The sequence below is a fragment of the Carboxylicivirga marina genome (assembly GCF_016612505.1).
Classification (GTDB): domain Bacteria; phylum Bacteroidota; class Bacteroidia; order Bacteroidales; family Marinilabiliaceae; genus Carboxylicivirga; species Carboxylicivirga marina.
Window position 1 is genome coordinate 16,146 of the sequence record NZ_JAENRR010000001.1, and the last position, 22,052, is coordinate 38,197.

Annotated in this window: 20 protein-coding genes and 1 riboswitch; of the genes, 7 read left to right on the forward strand and 13 right to left on the reverse strand. The window is 38.8% G+C overall.

Going from position 1 to position 22,052, the window contains the following annotated elements; translation table 11 throughout:
* Window positions 1-64 precede the first annotated feature (64 nt).
* Both JIV24_RS00065 and JIV24_RS00070 read left to right on the forward strand, forming a co-directional pair.
* The gene (locus tag JIV24_RS00065; protein WP_200462944.1) at window positions 65-1,642 is read left to right on the forward strand and encodes a peptide chain release factor 3; all 1,578 of its coding nucleotides are present in this window, start codon (window positions 65-67) and stop codon (window positions 1,640-1,642) included.
* Between the two features lie 115 nt (window positions 1,643-1,757).
* On the forward strand, window positions 1,758-2,189 hold the full coding sequence (locus JIV24_RS00070) for a thioesterase family protein (protein ID WP_200462945.1): 432 nt from the start codon (window positions 1,758-1,760) through the stop codon (window positions 2,187-2,189).
* Window positions 2,190-2,241: 52 nt separating this feature from the next.
* Here the strand turns inward: JIV24_RS00070 and JIV24_RS00075 are convergent, their stop codons facing one another.
* From JIV24_RS00075 to JIV24_RS00130, 12 genes are all read right to left on the reverse strand, one after another.
* On the reverse strand, window positions 2,242-3,339 hold the full coding sequence (locus JIV24_RS00075) for a YncE family protein (protein WP_200462946.1): 1,098 nt from the start codon (window positions 3,337-3,339) through the stop codon (window positions 2,242-2,244).
* 243 nt (window positions 3,340-3,582) lie between these two features.
* Window positions 3,583-4,653, reverse strand: a complete 1,071-nt coding sequence (locus JIV24_RS00080; protein WP_200462947.1) for a YncE family protein — start codon at window positions 4,651-4,653, stop codon at window positions 3,583-3,585.
* Between the two features lie 12 nt (window positions 4,654-4,665).
* A complete protein-coding gene (locus JIV24_RS00085; RefSeq protein ID WP_200462948.1) occupies window positions 4,666-6,639 on the reverse strand; it encodes a TonB-dependent receptor plug domain-containing protein in 1,974 nt (657 codons plus the stop codon).
* Between the two features lie 88 nt (window positions 6,640-6,727).
* Window positions 6,728-6,938, reverse strand: a riboswitch (cobalamin riboswitch).
* A 156-nt stretch (window positions 6,939-7,094) separates the two neighbouring features.
* A complete protein-coding gene (locus JIV24_RS00090) occupies window positions 7,095-7,796 on the reverse strand; it encodes a sulfite exporter TauE/SafE family protein (protein ID WP_200462949.1) in 702 nt (233 codons plus the stop codon).
* A gap of 8 nt (window positions 7,797-7,804) precedes the next feature.
* Window positions 7,805-8,248 carry a FixH family protein gene (locus tag JIV24_RS00095; protein WP_200462950.1) on the reverse strand — a complete coding sequence of 148 codons (444 nt, stop codon included), beginning with the start codon at window positions 8,246-8,248 and terminating at the stop codon, window positions 7,805-7,807.
* Between the two features lie 33 nt (window positions 8,249-8,281).
* Entirely contained in the window at window positions 8,282-9,679 is a 1,398-nt protein-coding gene (gene ccoG, locus JIV24_RS00100; protein WP_200462951.1) for a cytochrome c oxidase accessory protein CcoG, read from the reverse strand.
* A gap of 81 nt (window positions 9,680-9,760) precedes the next feature.
* A complete protein-coding gene (locus JIV24_RS00105; RefSeq protein ID WP_200462952.1) occupies window positions 9,761-10,123 on the reverse strand; it encodes a four helix bundle protein in 363 nt (120 codons plus the stop codon).
* Between the two features lie 68 nt (window positions 10,124-10,191).
* Window positions 10,192-10,806 (reverse strand): cbb3-type cytochrome c oxidase N-terminal domain-containing protein, encoded by a 615-nt coding sequence (locus tag JIV24_RS00110; protein ID WP_200462953.1) that lies wholly within the window; start codon window positions 10,804-10,806, stop codon window positions 10,192-10,194.
* A 103-nt stretch (window positions 10,807-10,909) separates the two neighbouring features.
* Window positions 10,910-11,107 (reverse strand): hypothetical protein, encoded by a 198-nt coding sequence (locus JIV24_RS00115; RefSeq protein WP_200462954.1) that lies wholly within the window; start codon window positions 11,105-11,107, stop codon window positions 10,910-10,912.
* Between the two features lie 11 nt (window positions 11,108-11,118).
* A complete protein-coding gene (gene ccoN, locus JIV24_RS00120) occupies window positions 11,119-13,266 on the reverse strand; it encodes a cytochrome-c oxidase, cbb3-type subunit I (RefSeq protein ID WP_200462955.1) in 2,148 nt (715 codons plus the stop codon).
* A 39-nt stretch (window positions 13,267-13,305) separates the two neighbouring features.
* On the reverse strand, window positions 13,306-13,512 hold the full coding sequence (gene ccoS, locus JIV24_RS00125) for a cbb3-type cytochrome oxidase assembly protein CcoS (protein ID WP_200462956.1): 207 nt from the start codon (window positions 13,510-13,512) through the stop codon (window positions 13,306-13,308).
* Between the two features lie 209 nt (window positions 13,513-13,721).
* On the reverse strand, window positions 13,722-16,091 hold the full coding sequence (locus JIV24_RS00130) for a heavy metal translocating P-type ATPase (protein WP_200462957.1): 2,370 nt from the start codon (window positions 16,089-16,091) through the stop codon (window positions 13,722-13,724).
* A gap of 254 nt (window positions 16,092-16,345) precedes the next feature.
* Between JIV24_RS00130 and JIV24_RS00135 the strand changes: the two genes are divergently transcribed.
* The 5 genes from JIV24_RS00135 (at window position 16,346) to JIV24_RS00155 (ending at window position 20,761) form a co-directional block, all read left to right on the forward strand.
* Complete coding sequence (locus tag JIV24_RS00135; RefSeq protein WP_200462958.1) at window positions 16,346-16,759, forward strand: DUF2141 domain-containing protein; 414 nt, start codon at window positions 16,346-16,348, stop codon at window positions 16,757-16,759.
* Between the two features lie 22 nt (window positions 16,760-16,781).
* Window positions 16,782-17,255: a nuclear transport factor 2 family protein gene (locus JIV24_RS00140; RefSeq protein WP_200462959.1), complete on the forward strand. Its 474-nt coding sequence runs from the start codon at window positions 16,782-16,784 to the stop codon at window positions 17,253-17,255.
* A gap of 78 nt (window positions 17,256-17,333) precedes the next feature.
* Window positions 17,334-18,074, forward strand: coding sequence for a porin family protein (locus JIV24_RS00145; RefSeq protein ID WP_200462960.1), 741 nt, complete (start codon window positions 17,334-17,336; stop codon window positions 18,072-18,074).
* Window positions 18,075-18,127: 53 nt separating this feature from the next.
* Window positions 18,128-19,111: an SDR family NAD(P)-dependent oxidoreductase gene (locus JIV24_RS00150; protein WP_200462961.1), complete on the forward strand. Its 984-nt coding sequence runs from the start codon at window positions 18,128-18,130 to the stop codon at window positions 19,109-19,111.
* Between the two features lie 6 nt (window positions 19,112-19,117).
* Window positions 19,118-20,761, forward strand: a complete 1,644-nt coding sequence (locus tag JIV24_RS00155) for a phytoene desaturase family protein (RefSeq protein WP_200462962.1) — start codon at window positions 19,118-19,120, stop codon at window positions 20,759-20,761.
* A 164-nt stretch (window positions 20,762-20,925) separates the two neighbouring features.
* Here JIV24_RS00155 and JIV24_RS00160 read toward each other — a convergent pair whose 3' ends face one another.
* A complete protein-coding gene (locus JIV24_RS00160; RefSeq protein ID WP_200462963.1) occupies window positions 20,926-21,822 on the reverse strand; it encodes a hypothetical protein in 897 nt (298 codons plus the stop codon).
* Between the last annotated feature and the right edge of the window lie 230 nt (window positions 21,823-22,052).

The window sequence follows — 22,052 nt, forward strand, 5'->3', positions numbered from 1 at the left end:
CTTCAACAAGAAAACATGAATTGCGTCTTATTGTTTACCTTTGCAGCTCGAAAAATTGAAGGACATGGGTTTTATCGATGAAATAAACAGAAGACGTACGTTTGCTATTATCAGTCACCCCGATGCAGGAAAAACAACGCTGACCGAAAAGCTACTGCTATTTGGTGGTGCTATTCATGTGGCTGGAGCAGTAAAGTCGAATAAAATAAAAAAGACAGCCACTTCCGATTTCATGGAAATTGAGAAGCAAAGGGGTATCTCAGTGGCAACCTCTGTAATGGGATTCGAGTATGATGGCTACAAAGTAAACATCCTGGACACACCTGGTCACCAAGATTTTGCCGAAGATACATTTCGCACCTTAACAGCTGTTGACAGCGTAATTATTGTTGTAGATGCAGCAAAAGGAGTTGAGGCGCAAACGCGTAAGCTAATGGAAGTGTGTCGCATGCGTAATACGCCTGTAATTGTTTTTATAAACAAACTCGACCGTCCGAGTAAAGATCCATTTGATCTGCTTGATGAAGTTGAAGAAGAATTAAAAATTAAGGTGCGTCCATTGAGTTGGCCAATTGGCAATGGTCCTCAGTTTAAAGGAGTATATAATCTGTTTGATGAAAGTTTATACCTATTCGAACCAAGCAAACAAGTGCTGGAAGATGGTATATCCATTAAAGACTTAAGTGATTCGGCACTGGAAGAACAAATCGGCACAGATTCAGCTGAATTGGCCCGTGAAGAGTTAGAGTTGGTGACTGGTGTTTATCCTGAATTTGAGTCGGAGACATATATGAATGCAGAAGTAGCGCCTGTATTTTTTGGTAGTGCACTGAATAATTTCGGCGTTAAGGAATTATTGGAATGTTTCTTAAAAATTGCCCCCTCACCTCAACCTGCACAAGCAGAAGAGCGTTTGGTAACGGCAGAAGAGGAAAAAATGACTGGTTTTGTGTTTAAGATTCATGCGAATATGGATCCGAATCACCGCAACCGATTAGCTTTCTTAAAGATTTGCTCGGGTAAATTTCAACGAAATACCAACTACCACCATGTGCGTATTGGAAAAAACATGAAATTCTCGAGCCCTACTGCTTTTATGGCAGAAAAGAAATCAATTATTGATGAAGCATATCCCGGCGATATTGTTGGTATTCCTGATACTGGCAACTTCAAGATTGGCGATACTGTTACCTCGGGCGAAAAACTAAACTACAAAGGTTTACCAAGCTTTTCACCTGAGTTATTCCGTTATATTGAAAATGCCGATCCGATGAAATCGAAACAGTTGGCGAAAGGCATTGACCAGCTAATGGATGAAGGTGTTGCTCAGCTTTTTACAAGCCAGTTTAATGGTCGCAAAGTAATTGGAACAGTTGGAGCACTTCAGTTTGAAGTAATTGAATACCGCCTATTGCATGAATATGGGGCTAAATGTCGCTACGAGCCTATTAATTTATACAAAGCATGCTGGTTAGAAAGTGATGACCAGGCTGAATTAGATGATTTCAAGAAGCGTAAGTTACAATACATGGCAAAAGATAAGTTTGGACGTGATGTATTTATGGCCGATTCAGCTTATATGTTACAAATGGCTGAAAGCAATTTTAAAAACATCAAATTTCACTTTAAATCAGAGTTTTAAAAGACTAAATATCCATTATTAAGGTGAGCCTCAACTGAAGCTCACCTTTTTTATTGCCCAAGGGTTTATTAACTAATAAAAAAGGGTTATTTTTAATAGAAACAACCCTTGCAATATGACTACCGACTGCGATAAAAAATACAAAGGAGCACCACCGAGTAATTACCATCTTTCGGTTGGAAGCCAAACAGAAAAAAACATCATCGTTAAAAAGGAAGATTTGGCGACCCATCTTAAAACAGGGCAGGTTCCTTTTATATCTACTGCGGCAATGATTGTGTATATGGAACAGTGCTGTGTTGCACTCATCGACCCTAATTTACCCGTAGGTTATGATACGGTAAGCACAGAGATGAATGTAAGACACCTACACACAGCCAAACGCAATGAAGAAATCATTTGCCGGGCACACCTTAAATACATGGAAGGTAAAAAGCTATTTTTTGACGTTGCGATGTTAAACAAACAGGGTGATTCCATCGGAATAGGTGCTCATGAAAGGTATATTGTTTGTCACAAAACATTTGTTGACGAACATGGCGGATAATAAAAAAGGCTGACGATTACGTCAGCCTTAAATATCTTACTCTGCTATAATATTAAAAGTTAAACGAAGTCATAAACGGATTTTCACCAACTTCATAGAATTCTTCATCATTCCAGACATCATCATAATTACGTAATACAACGAGCTTACCATCTGATGTTAAAGCAGTAATTCTTCTTGTTCGTGGATCGTAATCAATACCATTGAAAGCAACATCTTTATAATCTCCGGAAACAATAGATACATCCTGGTTTAAATCATCTTCAGTCTCAATATAAACCGAATTGGCACAAAGCTTACCATAAACGTAATACAAAATACGTCCGTCGTTAGAGATAGTTAATGGATTAGCTGAATCAGACATTCTGGCACCCAGAGAAAAGTTAATAGGCTCATTGGTCAGATAAGTCGTATCACGCTCATTAGGCGTATCCTCTTCTAGAGTTTCAGTTACAAACTGACGGTCTAATTTAACCAATACCTGCTCAGTATCATCGCAATAAACCCATACCTTTCGGTCGATATCAACCACCATATCAATCGGATTGTTATAAGCGAAATCAACAGTATCAACTTTTACCTCGTTACTCATATCAATCACAAACACCTTTGCTCCTGTTCCATCACCTGCACATGCTGCATATAAAAACTTTCCTGAAGAAATAAGCTTTTGGGGATTTGTTCCAATGGTGAATTCTTTTATTACCTCATGCGTGCTCGTATTATATGAAGATACTTTGTTTCCGCCATGACACACATATATAACTCCCTCTTCACCTTGCAGAACATCCGTTGGCGATGTAAAGTCATCAATGGAACTAATACTTGTAAAACCATCAACATTAATCATTTCAACGGCATTTTCAGAAGGAAGCGTTACAAAAGCAACACCTTTAGCATATTCTGAACTCTTACGAATGACCATTGAACTGGCTCCACTTCCAATTGTATTTCCGTTGTTCTTCTTTTGGTAATAATCATTGGTGCATTCTTCACGCTCATAATTATAGTAACTAACGGTACTTTCATTAGTTCCTTTATTTAAAACATAAGCGCCCTGATGAGCTTCCAGCTTATATATATTTACATCACCACAGCCTGAAAAGCCGATGGTAGCAGCAACGCTGGCTGCTAATAACAATTTCTTCATATTCCGTTTCAATATAACCATTATAGTATAAGGCTCATTTTCTTAATAAGCAATCAAAGATATTATTCCTTTTTTAATTATTATTCAATAGACCATTAGATTTTTAGATATAAGACAAAAGACTTATGAATGACATATTTTAATCTTGTTTATAGTACAAACTAATTCATATAAAAAAGGCCGACTTACGCCGACCTTTAAGGAAACTTTCCTCAGAAACGAGGGATATGTTAGGGGTTGAAATTAATACGCAAATACTGTTGAATTTGGCATTGAACCAACAGTGTATTTCTTCAATTCAGTTCCTTCTGTTGAGTATACATATACAGAACCAGGTGTTGTTGCATCTACCTCTTTACACAACCACAACTCACCACTTACGGGATGTACATCTAATCCATAATAAGTTGCATCTATTAGCTTTGTAGTCGGCAGTTCTGTTGCACTAATACTCATTGAGTAAACAGCATCTGAGATGTAATACACATCTTTTTTATTCTTACTTATGCCTATATTTTTTGTTCCACCTTTGGTATCAGGAAAACCAAATGATACTACTTCACTATTTGACACGTCAATTTTAGAAATTCCGGCATCAACAAAAGTAGTATTAGGCCAGTTTGAATAGTCAGGAGTTCCTCCACAGTAAACCCAAACATCTCCGTTAGCATCAACCGCCATATCTTTAGGACATGATTTTACAGTAATTGTTTCCAATACTTGATCGTTTGATGTATCAATAACTGTTACCGTTTTATCGTCGTTAGACCATCCGCCACTATTAGCCACATATAGTTTACCTTTTGACACAACCATCTTTTCAGGTCCAGCGCCAACAGCTATTTTGGCACCTACCTCATAAGTCGAGAGGTTAATTGGATAGATTTCATTGTTTTTCTTGGCATAACTATCATCGGCACCTGTTCCGTTAGAAACATATGCCTTACCATCCATAAGTACTATTTCGCGTGGGTATGAAAACCCGGTAATGGCGGCAACATGCTTAAATGTATTCTTATCAACTACTTCAACATATCCTGCTCCGGTTGTGGTTGTTACCACTATAAAAACGTGAGTATCGTTAGCAGCCATTGATTGTGGAAATTTTCCAAGAGGCAGCCCATTAATAGCCTCATAATAATTATTGGTTACTTCATCATTTTCGTCGATAATAGAAACAGAACCATTCTCATTTCCTTCATTCAAAATGTAAATCTGACTCACCTTTGGTGTTACATCATCGTCATCAGAACAAGCTGTGAACATCACAAGGGCCATCAGAAAAAATGGTAAAAGTCTTAAAACTTTTTTCATAGCGTATATTTGTTAGAAATTAATATTTACAGTTAAGTAATATGCCCTTCCAGGCATCGGATAAGCTCGTACAAGCTGATAAGATGTATTTAATACGTTTTCTACTCGCCCCAATAAATCAACATCTACTTTTGAAATTACCATATGGTATCCGGCACTGATATCAAACAAGGCATAGGCATCAACTTGCCTGCCTTCCCAAGTGAAGCATTTTGAACGCGAATAGAAGTTAATTCCCGCATTCCATTTTTCACCAACAATATCACAGTTTGCCTTAAAAATATGTTTAGGTCGATACCCCAAAGCTTCTTTATAAGATGCACTTTCTTCACTATTGTCGTATGTATCGTTGTAACCGTAGAGTAGCTTGTTTATAAGTTGAAATTTGTTGAAACTAAGTTGGTGATTAACATCAATATCGAAGCCATGTGAAATAACAGCACCCGTATTGATTGGCTGCCAGATACTACCAGCTGGCTTCCATGCTATCGACTCGTTGTTATCCGACCGATAATAAGCAACATCACCAGAGAAGAATCCTACCTTTGTTTGCTGCTCAAAAATTTCTGCACCCAACTCAAAATTAAACCCCTCTTCAGCTTTCAGATTAAGGTTACCACCTGGTACCCAATAACGATCATTAAATGTTGGACGACGAAAATGTGTGGCTACCCTTCCGCGTAAAGCCAGCCAGGTGGGGCGAATTATTACTTTTGAACTTAATGAAAACATTAATGGAGGGTTGGGTAATTCATTCGCGTTTAATATTGAACCATCAGAATCGACTCCCTCACCTATAGCTGTCAGTTGATTAGCCTCTGTCGTATTCCAATCTTTTCCAATAGTACCAATAAAAACTCCAATGTCATTTGTATACTTAATAGCAGTATTAAAACGCCATTCATGTTCTATAATATTCTCGGCATAATTTGATGTGATACCTTCCAGTCGACTGTAGCGTCCGTTTAAGTCAATACTCAAATTTTGAATCAGGTACCACCGCGAACTAAGATCTGATAACCAACGTTTCGCAGCTATCTCTGAAAAAATCTTATAGGATTCACTATCCGCTGTTTCCTTATCGGTGTATCGTAAGAAATCATAAGAATAAGCAGTTTTTGCATCCAAACGGCAATTACCAATCAATCGCCTCCAACCAACATATATCTTTAAAGTTGAATCTTTCTGTGTTTGATGACTAACAGGCTCACCAACACCCATTAAGCCAGGTATGTTTTTTTCTTTTACCTGATACCAGGCACCAAAATCAAATAGGTTCTTACCTGCCTTCCAGTACAAATTATGAATGGTTCCTATAAGAGCATTCTCATTATGCGTTAATTTTTCAGTTGGATGGCCATGATCAAACTCATCGGTATAGGCGAAATTATTTTTACTATCCTGGTATTGCAGTTGAGCTTGATAAGAAAGTACACTACTCGAAGCAGCGAAAGACATATTGCCTTTATAATTAGAAAAACTTCCTATTTCAGCTCTCACATTGGCAGATAATCCATTATTCCATGATGGTTCATTTGTCAACTCAATGGTTCCTCCCATTGTACCACTACCATATAGTGAGCCAGCTGCCCCATAGGTTATACTTATATCATTAAAAGAGCCAGCATGAATTAAAGATAAGTCTGCCGAACCCGTTGTTAATGAATTAACTGGCAGCCCATTCCATGTCACTAAAGTTTGATTAGATGAAGCTCCTCGAATACTTGCTGTTGTTAATCCTCCAAGTCCACCATTTGACTGAATATTAACCAATAAGCTCTTCTGAAGTAAGGTTCCTAAATCCTGATTAGCATATTTCTGCAAAGTCAATGTATCTAACCTGTCTTCGCGCTCTGTTGATGCAAAATGTGACAAACGCGAAGCCGTAATCTCCACCTCCTGAACCTTTACAGAATCACGCACTTCGTCATCGGCCAAAACAGGCCATGCGAGCACTAGTAATAATATCAACAGTCTATACCTCATCAACTAAATAGGTTAATTAAACTGCTCTGACAAAACGGATATTGAATACAAAAAGATGTATCGTCATGCATTTATTCCGAATGACACGAACAATTGAATCTCTTTGGCAGGTCTTCTGACTTATCCCACTGTAATCGCCTTCCCGTTCCCCAGAACAGTGGCTTTGTTGATTACAGCTTTACTTCGGTTTCACCGAATGGGACTTACAGCAGCGGATACTGTCGCCGACTTTCACGGCGTTCCCTTTTCATCACTTAGCATTGAAAGATGCCTCGTGAACCAAATCGTTGGCAAAAGTAGTTGAATTGTGCTAACTAAAAAATTATTTTCCAAAGAAAAGTCTTCTTCTTTAGACTTAGTTTAAACAAACTTGAGAGACCTCTATTAAAGCTATACACTAAGGGTAAGATATCTGAGAATTATGAAAGATAAACTCTTCCCTATCAATATGGCATCTAATGACAACACTTCACTTCTTGTGTTTCTTCCTGAAATTCAGGACTAATATAAGGAATGCCCAAATTCATCCCTCTCAGAATAAATAATAAACCTAGAATGATGATAAATACAGGAATTGCTTTTCGTAACTGATAAAGAAAGCGACTCTTTATAATATTGGCAAAATATGCTACTGCAAACATTAATGGCAGTGTACCCAAGCCAAAAAAGAACATAAATATCACACTATCATTAACTGTTTGTGACGTCACAGCTCTAGAAATGGCTACATATACCAGGCCGCATGGCAGAAAGCCATTTAGCACACCTATAATTAATAGGTTACTCAGTTTTTTTCGATTGAGCGAATCACCAATCTTCTTTTTGAGGGAGGAATATATGGAAGATGAGACTTTATTGGTCGATTTTGGCATTTTTATAACGCCAGGCAGTACCACTGAAAGAATCATTAAAACACCACAGGCTATTGATACCCATTGCTGTATTCCAGATAATTTAAGGCCGGCTCCTAATAAGCCAAAGATAAGTCCTAATAAGCCATAAGTTAAAGCCCGACCCACATTGTATAATACAGCTCCAGTTGCTTTTTGCGCAGCTGATTTAGTTGGTAAAGGTAATGCTAACGCAAGCGGACCACACATTCCAACACAGTGCAAACTTCCTAAAAATCCAAAGATAAATCCTTCAATTATATTCATTTCGGTGCCTAATCTATATAAATATCTTGTTTTGTCAGGTAAGGCTGACCATTGGCTTCCCACTCAATTATTAGCTCGTATTTTCCACTTTGAAATTTGTGAAGTGGAATACTCATGGTGAATTGCTCATTGAGCTTAATTTCTTCCTCCACATCAAACTCCTTGTTAGAAGGCCGGTATATATGAACCAATCCTTTAATCATATTGGCATCAGCAATGTTATCTGGAAAGGTGATTTCAAAAGCATTACCGACATTAACTACCACCTTTTTATCCAATGCGTTATAATTCTTCATTTTATCCATCTGAGCATCATATTTCAACTCTTTAGGATAATAATCTTCAGTTACCATATCAACGCGCTCTCTGGTGGTTATAAAAACCAGACTTATAAAGAAAATAACACCAGTTACTATCACCAGAGCGATACCGTGTCCCCAATTAAACTTCATGTGTCAATTATTAAAGGTTAAGATAATATCGTATTAAGGCCCTACAAAAGTTGTGTGAATTGTTTCTATTAAGTCATCTCCATTATAGACCCCAAGCACCACTTTTGTACTTCCTCCGGTTAACTGTTCCTCATGGAGTTTAATTAAGAAAACACCTTGAATCTTTTCCTGTTTCTTAACCACCATATTACTACCAGCCAACTCAACTCGTCCATCCGGAGAAACCAACTTAAAGCTTAAGTCTCCTTCATTCTCCGTTTTATTCACAATCTTATAATTATAAATATTTGAATAAACCCCTTCATCTACTTTTTGATACAAGGAACCTTGTACGCGTAAAATGGTTGTTTCGTAACTTGAACGAAGGGTAAATAGTACTACCAACACGCCAATCAAGGCCGTGGTTAGTACAGTATATGCAATAATACGTGGCGTCCATTTAAAACTGGAGCCATTGGAAATATTATTTTGCGAAGTGATACGTATAAGGCCTTCAGGTAGTTTGTAACGACGCATTGTACTATCACATGCATCCATACAAGCGGTACAGTTGATACATTCCAGCTGAATGCCATTTCGAATATCAATTCCCGTTGGGCAAACACTCACACATTTGTTACAATTAACACAATCGCCAATACCGGCAGCCATTCTATCTTCTCCTTTTCGCATGGGAGAACGTCCTTCGCCACGCTTGTAATCGTAGCTTACCATTAAGGTGTTATTATCGAGTAATGCACCTTGCAAACGACCATATGGACAGACCAAAGAGCAAACCTGCTCTCTAAAATAGGCAAACACAAAATAAAATGCTCCGGTAAAAACCATAATAGCAATAAAAACACTCAGGTTGTCGGAAGGCGAACTTATAATGTATCGATGTACCGTTTCGGCACCAACAATATAAGCCATCATAGTGTGAGTAATACCCCATGATATAATGATAAAGATGAAGTGCTTGAGCATAGAGCGCCATACACGGTCAAAAGTATCTTCTCCCTTTGCTCGTATGCGCTGTTGATCACCACTACCTTCTATCCAGTATTCAATACGACGAAACACCATTTCCATAAAAATGGTTTGCGGACAAGCCCATCCGCACCATATTCGCCCATATACAACAGTAAATGTGATGATGGAAACAATAATGGTTATCAAGCCAATAACAAACAAATGAAAATCCTGCGGCCAAAAAACAACACCAAACAATACAAACTTACGTTGAAGTATATTGAATAATAACAATGATTCACCACTCGCTACTTTAATGTGGGGTGCAGCAAAGAGGAATGCCAGTAGAATAAGCCCAACAATGGTACGGGCATTATAATATTTACCCTTAGGCTGGTTAGCGTATATCCAATTGCGCTTACCTTCCTCATTCATTGTTACAATGCGATCGCGAAAATTATTTTCAGGTATGTTGTTCATAGTTCGGTTGTTATCTGGATATTAAAAAAGAAGTTGATGAGTTAAGAAGTTTAATCGTTTAGACTTATTACTCTCAAAACATCACTTAGTAATTAATGATTTGACTAATCCATTAATCACCTTACTTAGTTCATTTCCATCTTTACGTAATTCGACCAACTCTTCATCAGAAATAAAATTCATATCCGAAGATATAATAATCTGATTAATTACTTCCATTAAACTGGAGTATGAATATTGATAAAACCTTTTCTGATCAACTGCAGATAAGCGAGAACTTCCTTCAGCAAGATTAGATGATATTGATATAGAAGCTCTCCTTAACTGGCTAACCAATCCATATTTTTCTTCTATGGGAAAATTAGAAGTTAACTGATATATCTTTTTAACAAAAACTCTACTTAATTGCCATGCAGTTAATCGTTCAAATGAAAATTGATGCATAAATAAATCGTTTATATCAAATGCAAGATAACAATCAATAAACCTTTAAACGTTTAACTACTCAACTATCATGGCACATACTTCTCTCCCTCGGGAGCCTTAGGATTTGGAGGATTCGTTCCTTGCAAAGTGGTAATGTAACTTGCTACCTGATGAATTTGCTTTTTGGATAACTGACCTTTCCAGGCAATCATCCCTTTTTCAACAACACCGTTATTTATTATCAATGTAATATCTTCAAAGCTTCCGCCATGAATCCAATATTCATCGGTCAGGTTAGGACCTACAAGCCCCTGCCCTTCAGCCAGGTGACATACAGCACAATTGGTTTTAAAAACCTTGGCTCCTTTATCTAAACCAGATGCATCAGCCAATGGCACTGAATAATCAATATCCTCGGCTTCGATAACAATACCGCCTGCCGCCTCTTCTTCCTCTTCAGGGTTGGCAGCTAACATCTCACTTTCATACTCCTGAATCTGTAATTCTCCATCTCCATAAAAATGATATTTGGCCAAATAGAAATAGGCAAACAACATTGAAAAGATAAAGATAAATGTGAGCCACCAAGGCGGGTTATTTGCTAATTCACGGATACCATCAAACTCATGCTCGGGCACAAACTTGTCATTAGTTAAAGGATCTATCTCCGGTAATTGCTCTTTGTTCATATTCTCTTCCATAGATAAATATAGTAGATTAGTTATTTGGCAGAAGGCAGTAGTTAACGCTTATAAAGAATTACCATTGCAATTCTTCCGCCATAATCACTTAATTACTTTAAACTCATTCACTCTCATTTATTGATGGCAGCTCGTCAGCCTTATCGGTGGCATAATTTGCCACCTCATCAATGTATTCTTTTTTCATGCGGATAACCATATAAGTCACCACCAAAAAAAAGCTAAAAAAGATAATGAAGGATATAATCGGGTATATCTCCACCCCTGAAATTGACTCCAAATAATGTCTTACTAATTTCATATTAAACCTCCTTATTCAGTTGTTTCAGGCTCAGGTGCCACTTTGTAAATATCGGTACCTAAACGCTGTAAATAGGCTATCAAAGCAATTATCTCTTTCTCACGAGCTGTTTCAATGCCAGCTGCCTTAAGGTTGCTGACTATTTTATCTGCTTGCTTATTATATTCCTCAACAGCCAATTCATCAAAGCCTTCAGGATACGGAACTCCCAGTGTTTGCATCGCACGAATCTTAGCCGGCAAATCAGAAATATCCAGATCGTCAGAAATCAACCAAGGGTACTTCGGCATAATAGAATTCTCATTCAGCAATTGAGGATCCAACATGTGGTTATAATGCCAGGCATCAGGCTTGTAAATCTTACCAGTCATCACACCTTCACGAGCCAAATCCGGTCCTGTACGTTTAGAGCCCCATTGGAATGGATGATCATAAACAAATTCACCAGCTTTAGAATATTCGCCATAGCGCTCAGTTTCAGATCTAAATGGTCGAATCATCTGTGAGTGACAGTTATAACAACCTTCTCGGATGTATATATCACGTCCTTCCAACTCTAGCGGTGTATATGGTTGTACACTCGATATGGTAGGAACATTAGATTTTATTAAGAAGGTTGGAATCAGCTCAATAAAAGTACCAATCAAAACAGTAATCAAAGAAATAACCATGAACTGAACAGGCTTGCGCTCTAACCAACCATGTGCTTTCTCTCCTTTTTTACCTTTATGAATATCCTCAACCATAGCTGAAGTCTCCTCATTGGCAGTCACCTTACCCATTGAAGCCGTTTTGAACAGGTTATACCCCATTAACATGGCTCCTATCAAATAGATTAAACCACCAAAGGCACGCATATAATACATCGGACGAATCTGAGTGACTGTCTCCAGAAAGTTCGGATAAGCCAATAATCCTTCTTCGGTAAACTCTTTCCACATTAAACTTTGTGCCAAGCCGGCCCAATACATTGGGATAGCATAAAACAAGATACCTAAAGTGCCAATCCAGAAGTGCGCATTTGCCAACTTCTCAGAATATAATTTTGTTTTGAATATTTGCGGAACTAACCAGTATAATACTCCAAAGGTTAAGAATCCATTCCACCCTAATGTTCCAATGTGAACGTGCGCCACAGTCCAGTCGGTAAAATGGCTGATGGCATTTACATTTTTCAATGATAAGAGCGGTCCTTCGAATGTGGCCATACCATATGCGGTAACCGCCACCACCATAAATTTAAGCGTAGCACTTTCGCGAACTTTATCCCAGGCTCCGCGAAGCGTTAATAAGCCGTTAAGCATACCACCCCATGAAGGTGCCAATAGCATAATCGAAAAAACAGTTCCTAATGACTGTGCCCAATCAGGCAAAGCTGTATATAACAAGTGGTGAGGACCTGCCCATATGTAAATGAACAAGAACGACCAGAAGTGTACAATTGATAATCGGTACGAATAAACCGGACGGTTAGACGCTTTAGGGATGTAATAGTACATCAGACCCAAGTATGGCGTAGTAAGGAAGAAGGCCACAGCATTGTGTCCATACCACCATTGTACAAGAGCATCTTGTACACCAGCGTACCACGAATAACTCTTAAAAAGTGTAACAGGTAGTTCAACAGAGTTAACCACATGTAGCACAGTAACGGTGATAAAAGTTGCCAGATAAAACCAAATAGCTACATACAAGTGTTTTACTCGACGCTTAACAATGGTACCAAACATGTTCCAACCAAAGATAAGCCAAACAACGGCTATCATTATATCAATTGGCCATTCCAATTCGGCATATTCTTTACCTGTGGTAAAACCCAATGCTAAGGTCAGAGCTGCTAATACTATAATTAACTGCCATAACCAGAAATGCAAATAACTCAAGACATCGCTATACATTCGAGCCTTTAGTAATCGCTGCATGGAGTAATAAACCCCCATAAAAATACCATTTCCGACAAATGCGAAAATGGCTGCATTGGTGTGAATAGGTCTAACCCTACCAAAAGTTGTGTATTCCAAATCAAAATTAAAGATTGGCATAGCCATTTGAAGAGCTGCCAGCACACCGGCGGCCATACCTACCAATCCCCAAATAATTGTGGCATACATAAAATATTTGACAATTTTATTGTCGTAATAAAACGTCTCTTGCTTCATGTGTTCAACATTTTTTCAATAATCAGTAAAGCATATCAACTAGGCCTTTGCCTCACGACGCACCTTACCAAGATTTTGGATTTTATTATTACTTTCTTTCTTTTCTTCTTTCTGATCAAATAAAATGCGGACCGAAGGCGAATAATCATCGTCGTATTGTCCTGATTTAACAGCCCAGATAAATAAGCCCAAAAACACAAGGGCAACACATAAACTGGCAACAACAAGTACAATTATAATCTCCATTCCAATGCATCCTTTTTAAAGTGTAGCAAAAGTAGAAATAAATTAAGATTTTAAGGTCTTATTATTTAATTTAATTCTCTAACTTTTGTCGCCTTTAATGACAATCAGGCTTATACGATTGTTTAACATTTATTAGATTTTTTGCCCCTTTAAATATATATCACTCATTATCAAGCCACAACTTTTACAATCATAAACTGATGTAAACTTTAAAGCCCTCTGCGCTTTCCACTAATCATGACACTCACACTGGTAAATACAACCACTGACACACTGCTTAAGGGCATTAATATGGCAGCAAACAAGGGACTCAACTGCCCTGAAACAGCAAATGACAAACCAAGCACATTGTATAGAAATGAAATGAAGATGGCAGCATATACAATTTTTAATACCGATTTTGAAAAACGCATAAATCTTGGCAGATACATGAGTTCTGACGCACTAATAATGGCATCACTCGATGGAGAAAACTGATGCACATCATCGGCCACAGCGATACCAACGTGTGCTTCTTTCAAAGCACCAACATCATTTAATCCATCACCCACCATCATTACTGTTTTACCTTCGTACTTTAATTGTGATACATAATCCTGCTTATCCTTTGGGGTTTGATAAAAATGCACCTTATTACTGTCATTAACAATCCTATTTAAGGCCTCCTGTTCGGCATCATTATCCCCCGAAAGAATATGCACATCGGTATATTGCATAACCGCTTTCAGCATTTCCTGCCAGTTTTCGCGGTAATAGTTCTTGATGGTGTAATAACCTATCACCTCATCATCGAAGCTAACATGCACCTGAGCCGAGGCATTGCCAGGTTGTTGTTCAGTCCCTACAAATCGAGCTGAACCCAATTTTATACGATGATTCATTATTTGCGCCTCTACACCAGCTCCTTCGTGCTCAGTAAAACCTTGCACTTCAAACAAGTCGGCACTATTAAGATGCGTTGCCAATGCCCGACTCAATGGATGACGCGATTGATAAGCAGCTGATTTAATAATGGATAATACAAAATGCTCGGGCTGCTCGCCATTAAACTCTACCTCAAAATGCTCAGAATCGGTGAGCGTACCTGTTTTATCAAAAATAATGGCATCCACCTTCGTTAGTTTTTCGATGATGGATGTTAACTTCAGATACAGCTTATTTTTACCTAATATTCGGCCAGCATGCCCAAAAGCAAAAGGTACAGATAAGGCTAAGGCACACGGACAAGCGATAATTAAAACAGATGTAAAAGCCATGACTGCCTTGGTGCTATCGTACCAGGCCCAATAAAAACCTGTTAATGTACTGATAAGTATAATGGCTATGGTAAAGTATTTACTCACCACATTGAGGGTATGCGATATCATCGACTCCTGCTCATCGGCATCGCTGCGCTCTTTCCACAGTTCGGCCAGATAACCCGTCTCGGCTTTCTTTTCCACTTCTAGCAGAAGGGCATTCCCAATAACCCGACCACCGGCATAAATCAATTCTTCTTTTTCTTTACGTAAAGGTACCGATTCACCAGTGATAAAACTATAATCGATGGAGGCACCTATGGATATTAACCTGGCATCTGCCGGAATAATTTCACCATTACGCACTTGAATCTTATCACCAGACTGCAATTGGCTAATGGGTACAATCTCTTCGTTGTTATCTGTTATTCGGGTTATGCCCAAAGGGAAATAAGAGCTGTAATCATTATCGAAGCTCAGCGCTTCGTAGGTTTTGGCCTGGTACCATTTCCCAATCAGTAAGAAGAAAACCAGTCCGGTAAGAGAATCCAGGTAGCCCGAGCCAGCATCGGTAATAATCTCAAACAGGCTACGAATGAATATGGCAATGATACCCAATACAATGGGCATGTCAATGGACACAATGCCTCGTTTGATATTTTTCCAGGCAGTTATAAAATACTCATTGCCCGAAAAGATCATGGCCGGAATGGATAGCAAAATACTTATCCACTTAAACCAGGAAATTATTTCGGGGTTTAATGCGATATCATCTGACAAATAATCAGGGAAACTCAGGAGCATCACATTACCAAAAATAAAGCCTGCCACGCCCAATTTAACAAGTAGCCGCTTGCTTCGTTTAGCTGTCTTTTTTTGCTCCTCTGTTTTGATGTGAGGTTTATAATTAATGGATGCCAACAGGCCCATCAGTTCACTCAGCTTAATTTCTTCTTCGTTAAAGGTGATGGCCGCTTCGCGGCGATTAAAATTTACTGATGAAGCCACAACCCCCTGATGTAAGCGATGTAAATTCTCTATCAGCCAAATGCATGAGCTACAATGAATCGATGGAATGTATAGTTTAATTCGTCCAATGGAGCCATCATAAAAATCAAGAACAGACCGCTTAATATCCTCCTGATCGAGATAATCATAGTAGTCAATGCTGGCCTTTTTATCGCGTATACCAGGTGCCTTTTCAATATCATAGTAGGCACCCATATCGTTGTCTTTCAATATATCATATACCATGACGCAGCCTTCGCAACAAAAATCTTTATCGTCGTGGCGCACCCATGATTGTGAGGGACTCCCGCAATGGTAGCATGTTTTGGACATGTTGTGTGTTTATGTGAGTTCGGTAATATAAAACAACAAACCGTGATTTTGTTTCAATAGATGTCTAAAAACAATACCATAGACAATTAGCGACAGGTACATTCATCAAAACATAATCCGTTCTCTCATTAATTATAGATAACATAAACCAGATACTTATACTATTAACACAAATACTTACGATATTCAAATACCACAAATAACTTGCATAAACTGTTAATTTTCTTATATTTATAACCCTAAATCAAACACACATGAAAACCTCAGCACTAAAACAACTCTGCTTTTTGAGCTTGTTTATGTTATCTGCATTTGACTCTCCAATAACATTGACAATTAAAATCAATGGCTTAAAAAGTAACGAAGGCCATATACTGATACAGATATCAGACGTCAATGAGAAAGCCATAAATGAAGTCAAACAAACGATAAACCAACACTTATGCACCATCGTAATAAATGACCTAAAACCTGGCACTTATTCTTACAAATACTTTCACGATGCCAACGACAACCAAGAGTTGGACACCAACTTCATTGGAATGCCAAAAGAAGGCTTTGGTTTTTCGAACAATGCCAAAGGCACATTTGGCCCACCCGGGTTTGAGAAGACAGTTTTTACCCTCGAAACAGACACCACACACATTTGCACTATTGAATACTTATAAACAATAACCAATTTTCTACCAAATGGAAATCACTCAAAGCATTGAGCAAGATATACAAAACCAATCCATTAGCAGCATTGACACTGTAAAGTTACTTTGGTCGCAAACCTATAACACCAAAGGCAAACCGGATTGGTCACACATTTTGCCCTTTTATCATGATAATATTGTATTCCGCGACTCCATACAGGAGCTACGTGGCATGAATGATTTCAAAGCCATGACCGAACGATTAACCAAACGCTCTTCGGATTTAAAAATGAAGTTAACCCACTCATTACTGCAGGATAGCATTGTGTTTATTGAATGGGAAATGACCATTGCATACAAAAAATACCCCAATTCGATTTTGTATGGAGCTTCACGACTAAGTTTAAACGAGGCGGGCAAAATAATCGAACAACGTGATTATTACGACTTATGGGGAGATATTTTTGATAACATACCTCGCTTTGGTAAGGCATATCGTCGTTTTTTGAAAAAGAAATTTGGTTAATACCATACGTAATTTATCCAGAATATAACTCACAAACATTATCCCAACAGCACCAATAGTGCTTTAAAATCATTAACAATGAAAAAACTACTCACCTCCATTTGCCTCATCACCACTGTATTTCTAACAAGCCAAGGTCAAGATAAAACAGGTATACGCTTCGGCATTAAAGGAGGGTACAACATTGCTACCCAATATGGCATTACCCCCGAAGATTTAACCTATGATGTAAGCTCTGAATCACTGAATGGTTTCAGTGGCGGTATCATGTTACTATTTCCTATCACCAATGCCTTTGCTGTTCAGCAGGAATATATCTACAGTAACAAAGGCTCTGTCCAAAATGTGAGCATGACCCTACCGCCTGAAATGGGTAACACCTTCGTCTCTACCTCTACTGAATATCAAATTAACTATTTTGAAATGCCCATCGTCTTTCGATATACCTTTGCCAAGATTGGTAACGTAGGCATATATGGCTGCAGTGGCTTTGCACTATCCATGTTACTTGATGGTGAATACACATACAAACAAAGCATACAGCCGCTTATTACTACTGACGGCATTAACTTTGAACCAGGGCCAGTTGTCGCATCGGAAAAATCAACACAAGACATTAAAGAATTGGATGAGTTTGATTACAGTTTTGTATATGGACTGGGCGCTCATTTCAAATTACTTAAACAAACCTTTTTTGTTGATTATCGACAAGTGATTGGCTGGAACACCTTACAATTGCCGGTATCACCAAATAGTGAAGATACAGCTCCTTTACGTAACCAAAACTACACCATTTCCTTGGGTATGTATTTTTGGTAGTTAGCCTTCCTGTGCTTTTCAAAACAATTAAATAGTAACCGTTAAGCGGACCAATGAAAAACCAAAACTTTAAAAAATATTTTAAGCAATACGAGTTTGCTAATGTGTGGGCCATGCTTAAAAACAACCAGCGCGACCCGCTTATCTGTCATCAAAATTTCACAGATAAATTAGTGGTGATAACAGGTGCCACATCGGGCATAGGGCGAATAACGGCACATAAATATGCCTCGCGTGGAGCCCATTTACTTTGTATTAATCGTAACCCACAAAAGTCGGAGCAGCTCAAGCGCGAGATTGAAGAACAACATCAAGTTACCTGTAACTACAAAATTGCCGACCTCAGTATTCTTGCAGACATCCACCGGGTGGCCGATGAATTGGCTCAGCTTAAGACCCCCATTGATGTACTCATTCATAACGCAGGGGTTTATTTAACCCAAAAAGAATCAACGATTGATGGACTTGAAAAAGTATTGGTTGTGCACTACCTCTCTTCCTTCATCATTAATTATAAGCTAAGGCATAAGTTAATGCAGCAAAAGCAGGCTCGCATTATTTTAATCAACTCAGAAGGGCATCGCTTTGCAGCCTGGGGGCTCCAACTCACGGATTTAAACTGGGATAAACGTCGCTATTCAGGCCTCAAAAGTTATGGCTCTGCTAAGTTAGCTCAACTGCAGACCATGCTCCTGTTCAACGAGCAATTCAAAAACTCAGGTGTCAGTATCGTGGCCATGCATCCTGGGGCTGTTAAGTCTGAAACGGGTCAGGAGAATGGGCCTATATACAAATGGTTTAAACGAAATGTGCTCAACAAAACACTTAAACCAGCCGATATATCGGCCGAAGCCATCTATTATTTGGGAGTATCTGATGAACTCAATGATATGGGCGGACAGTTCTTCAACCTCACCACACAAGAAGAGCCTGCTCCTCCTGCATTGGATTATGAGGCAGCCAAACACCTATGGCCAATTAGTTTAAAACTGGCACAATTAGATGAAGACAAAACTGAAAGTAATATTCGAAAGTAAAAAAAGATGACACAAAACAGATATGATAGCATAGTAGTTGGCGGTGGCATAGCTGGCTTAACATCGGCCACCTACTTAGCACGTGCAGGACAGAAGGTATTGCTCATTGAAAAGAATAAAGAAGTTGGTGGCTTGGTTAACACCTTTTCACGCGATGGCTTTCAGTTTGAAGCAGGCGTGAGAGCCCTTGAAGATGCAGGTATTATTTTTCCTATGCTGAAAGAATTAGGCATTGAGCTCGATTTTGTAAGAAGCCCGGTATCGGTGGGGGTTGAAAATGAAATCATCAACATCAAAGACATCAATAGCCTCAAGGACTACCAACAAATGCTTATCAGACTCTTTCCCGACAATGAAGATGAGATTGACAATTTGATGGTCATCATACGCAAAATAATGAAGCACATGGAAGTGCTGTATGGGCTGGAAAACCCAGCCTTTAAAGATCTCAAGAACGACACCAACTATCTCTTTAAACAACTGCTACCGTGGCTACCTAAATTTTTATTCACCATGGGTAAAATCAACCGCATGAACATGCCTGTTGAAGATTACCTAAAAAACATTCTCACCAATGCATCGTTGAGAGATGTGGTGGCCCAACATTTTTTTAAGAACACACCCACATTTTTTGCCCTTAGCTATTTCGCTTTATACCTCGATTATTTTTACCCCATTGGTGGCGTGGGCAAACTAGCCGAAGCAATGCATGCCAAGTTTCATGAATATGGAGGTGTATTATTAACACAAACGAGTGTGATAAGCATTGATGCCGGAGCCAATGAAATAACAGATAATACAGGAGCATGCCATACCTACCAAAATATGGTGTGGGCGGCCGATCTAAAAACGTTTTACCAACAGACAATCACTAAACAGCTTACACCGAAAATAGCTCTCGCCTTTGAAAAACAGAAAAAACCAATTTTAGAAAGCCGCGGAGGCGATTCCGTATTTAGTTTATACCTGCAAATTGATGAACCTCTCGATAGCTTTTGTAAAATAGCCCATGGTCACTTCTTTTACACACCGTCAAAAGAGGGTCTTGGTGAAACCCATTGGGGAGAATTAAAAACGATGCTCAAGTGCTGGACCAAAACCAGCAAGCAAGACGTATATAAATGGCTGGATAAATTCACTGCCTTAAACACCTATGAAATTTCGATTCCGGGATTAAAGGATAAAAGCTTAGTGCCAACAGGCAAAACAGGTATGATTATTAGCATCTTAGCTGATTACGACTTATTTGAACAGATAAAAGAAGATGGCTGGTACGATGAATTTAAGAAAGAGTTAGAGGACAGAATGATACAAGTATTAAGTAATAGCATTTACCCCATGCTGGCTAACAAGGTGATGAAACAATTTTCCTTTACTCCACTTGGCATCAAAGAACGTGTAGGTAGCTCGGAAGGTGCCATTACCGGATGGTCGTTTCAGGAGACCATTCCTGTGATGCATAAAATCCAATATTCCGACCGTTCAACCCTTACGCCCATCCCAAATATATTTCAGGCAGGTCAATGGTGCTTTAGTCCGGCCGGTGTACCCATGTCTATTCTTACAGGACGACTGGCTGCCGATAAGGTGATTAAAAACACCAGAAGAAAGGGCACTGTCAATCAGACAAAAGAAGATGCACGAAAATAAAGTTTCACGCGAAGAACACTAAGGATTTCGCACAGGTCGCAAAGTGCAGAATGGAACTTTTCAACACTTTGCGTTCTTTGTGATTTTAGTTCTTTGCGCCATTTGCGAGAAATAGTAATATTCTTGGACAGCCTCTTAAAACTCCTGTTTCAATAAGGATACTCTTACCTCCTAAACACATATTTATAAGTATTATCCTTCTGACCATCCTCGCCAAAAAAAGTGCCTTCCAATGTAATACTTCCTTTATTATCAAAAGTGTAAACCTCTTTACGGGCTGCCCAATCGGGCTTGTCAACCACATGGTAACTAATGTGCAGCTGCCCATCTTTAAATGTTGCTTTGCCTATGGCGGCATCCAACCAGTTACCTCCACCCGCTTTTACAAACACGGGTAAGAAGTTTTTATTTTGATCAATATTCAGCTCTTTAACCTCCCACATATGCCATTGGCCATCATTTTGGTTATTGGTAAATACCGACTTGATTTTAAAACCTGTTGGTGTTTTGATAAAATGACAGCTTTGCTTTGCCACTGAATCGGCCCACGGCATGTCAACCGACGATTGCGAGGCATCCATATTCCAGGTGCCGAGTGCCCAGCTAAGCAAGTTCATATCGCTTTGTTTCTTAAATGCGGCCGCTTTCACCACTGTCATCTGCATTATTTTCCATGTATTGCCATCTTTAATCAGCAAACGGGTACCTGAATCATCCCCCTCTTTAAACGTCACCAATGCCGAACTCTTACCCACCTGGAACTTATAATCCTGCTTCTCTGGAAACTTTGCAATTGGTTCAGGATTATTTTTATAATTCTCTTTTACCATCGCACTCAAAGCCTCCCATGAGGTATGTTCCATATGCATATTAGGCCCCACCACCGACCAATAAATGGTAGGCGTTTGAGCCCATGTACTTTGCCACTTATCAAAATCGCGCTGCATAAAATACTTTGTTTCATTTTCGATGACCTCCTTAATTGCGGCCTCATCCTTGCTTAACTGCGCCATTATTGCAGGTGCTACCAACATCAACAATACCATTGTAATTGTTTTCATCTTCCCAACGTTTAATTAATACCCTGTTTCAAAGGGCTTTAATATAAAGGATGAATGTGGCTTTGTCAATTGAAGAAAAAATTGAGCTAAAAAAGAAACTCCCACCGAGGCGGGAGTATAGGATAAATTTCCTTCGGCATATAGCCTTATTGTGATAAGAATCTAATAAGCATTTTTTAAATTCTTATGTCAAAAATAAGAAAAGAAATTTAATATACAAATCCCACTTA

Excerpts from the sequence above, each read along its gene's own strand:
- JIV24_RS00075 (WP_200462946.1), bottom strand. The coding sequence starts at position 3,339 with ATGAAGAAATTGTTATTAGCAGCCAGCGTTGCTGCTACCATCGGCTTT.
- JIV24_RS00130 (WP_200462957.1), bottom strand. The coding sequence starts at position 16,091 with ATGTCCAAAACATGCTACCATTGCGGGAGTCCCTCACAATCATGGGTG.
- ccoG (WP_200462951.1), bottom strand. The coding sequence starts at position 9,679 with ATGAACAACATACCTGAAAATAATTTTCGCGATCGCATTGTAACAATG.
- JIV24_RS00065 (WP_200462944.1), top strand. The coding sequence starts at position 65 with ATGGGTTTTATCGATGAAATAAACAGAAGACGTACGTTTGCTATTATC.
- JIV24_RS00095 (WP_200462950.1), bottom strand. The coding sequence starts at position 8,248 with ATGAAGTTTAATTGGGGACACGGTATCGCTCTGGTGATAGTAACTGGT.
- JIV24_RS00115 (WP_200462954.1), bottom strand. The coding sequence starts at position 11,107 with ATGAAATTAGTAAGACATTATTTGGAGTCAATTTCAGGGGTGGAGATA.
- JIV24_RS00070 (WP_200462945.1), top strand. The coding sequence starts at position 1,758 with ATGACTACCGACTGCGATAAAAAATACAAAGGAGCACCACCGAGTAAT.
- ccoN (WP_200462955.1), bottom strand. The coding sequence starts at position 13,266 with ATGAAGCAAGAGACGTTTTATTACGACAATAAAATTGTCAAATATTTT.
- ccoS (WP_200462956.1), bottom strand. The coding sequence starts at position 13,512 with ATGGAGATTATAATTGTACTTGTTGTTGCCAGTTTATGTGTTGCCCTT.
- JIV24_RS00150 (WP_200462961.1), top strand. The coding sequence starts at position 18,128 with ATGAAAAACCAAAACTTTAAAAAATATTTTAAGCAATACGAGTTTGCT.
- JIV24_RS00080 (WP_200462947.1), bottom strand. The coding sequence starts at position 4,653 with ATGAAAAAAGTTTTAAGACTTTTACCATTTTTTCTGATGGCCCTTGTG.
- JIV24_RS00085 (WP_200462948.1), bottom strand. The coding sequence starts at position 6,639 with ATGAGGTATAGACTGTTGATATTATTACTAGTGCTCGCATGGCCTGTT.
- JIV24_RS00110 (WP_200462953.1), bottom strand. The coding sequence starts at position 10,806 with ATGGAAGAGAATATGAACAAAGAGCAATTACCGGAGATAGATCCTTTA.
- JIV24_RS00145 (WP_200462960.1), top strand. The coding sequence starts at position 17,334 with ATGAAAAAACTACTCACCTCCATTTGCCTCATCACCACTGTATTTCTA.
- JIV24_RS00135 (WP_200462958.1), top strand. The coding sequence starts at position 16,346 with ATGAAAACCTCAGCACTAAAACAACTCTGCTTTTTGAGCTTGTTTATG.
- JIV24_RS00155 (WP_200462962.1), top strand. The coding sequence starts at position 19,118 with ATGACACAAAACAGATATGATAGCATAGTAGTTGGCGGTGGCATAGCT.
- JIV24_RS00090 (WP_200462949.1), bottom strand. The coding sequence starts at position 7,796 with ATGAATATAATTGAAGGATTTATCTTTGGATTTTTAGGAAGTTTGCAC.
- JIV24_RS00140 (WP_200462959.1), top strand. The coding sequence starts at position 16,782 with ATGGAAATCACTCAAAGCATTGAGCAAGATATACAAAACCAATCCATT.
- JIV24_RS00160 (WP_200462963.1), bottom strand. The coding sequence starts at position 21,822 with ATGAAAACAATTACAATGGTATTGTTGATGTTGGTAGCACCTGCAATA.
- JIV24_RS00105 (WP_200462952.1), bottom strand. The coding sequence starts at position 10,123 with ATGCATCAATTTTCATTTGAACGATTAACTGCATGGCAATTAAGTAGA.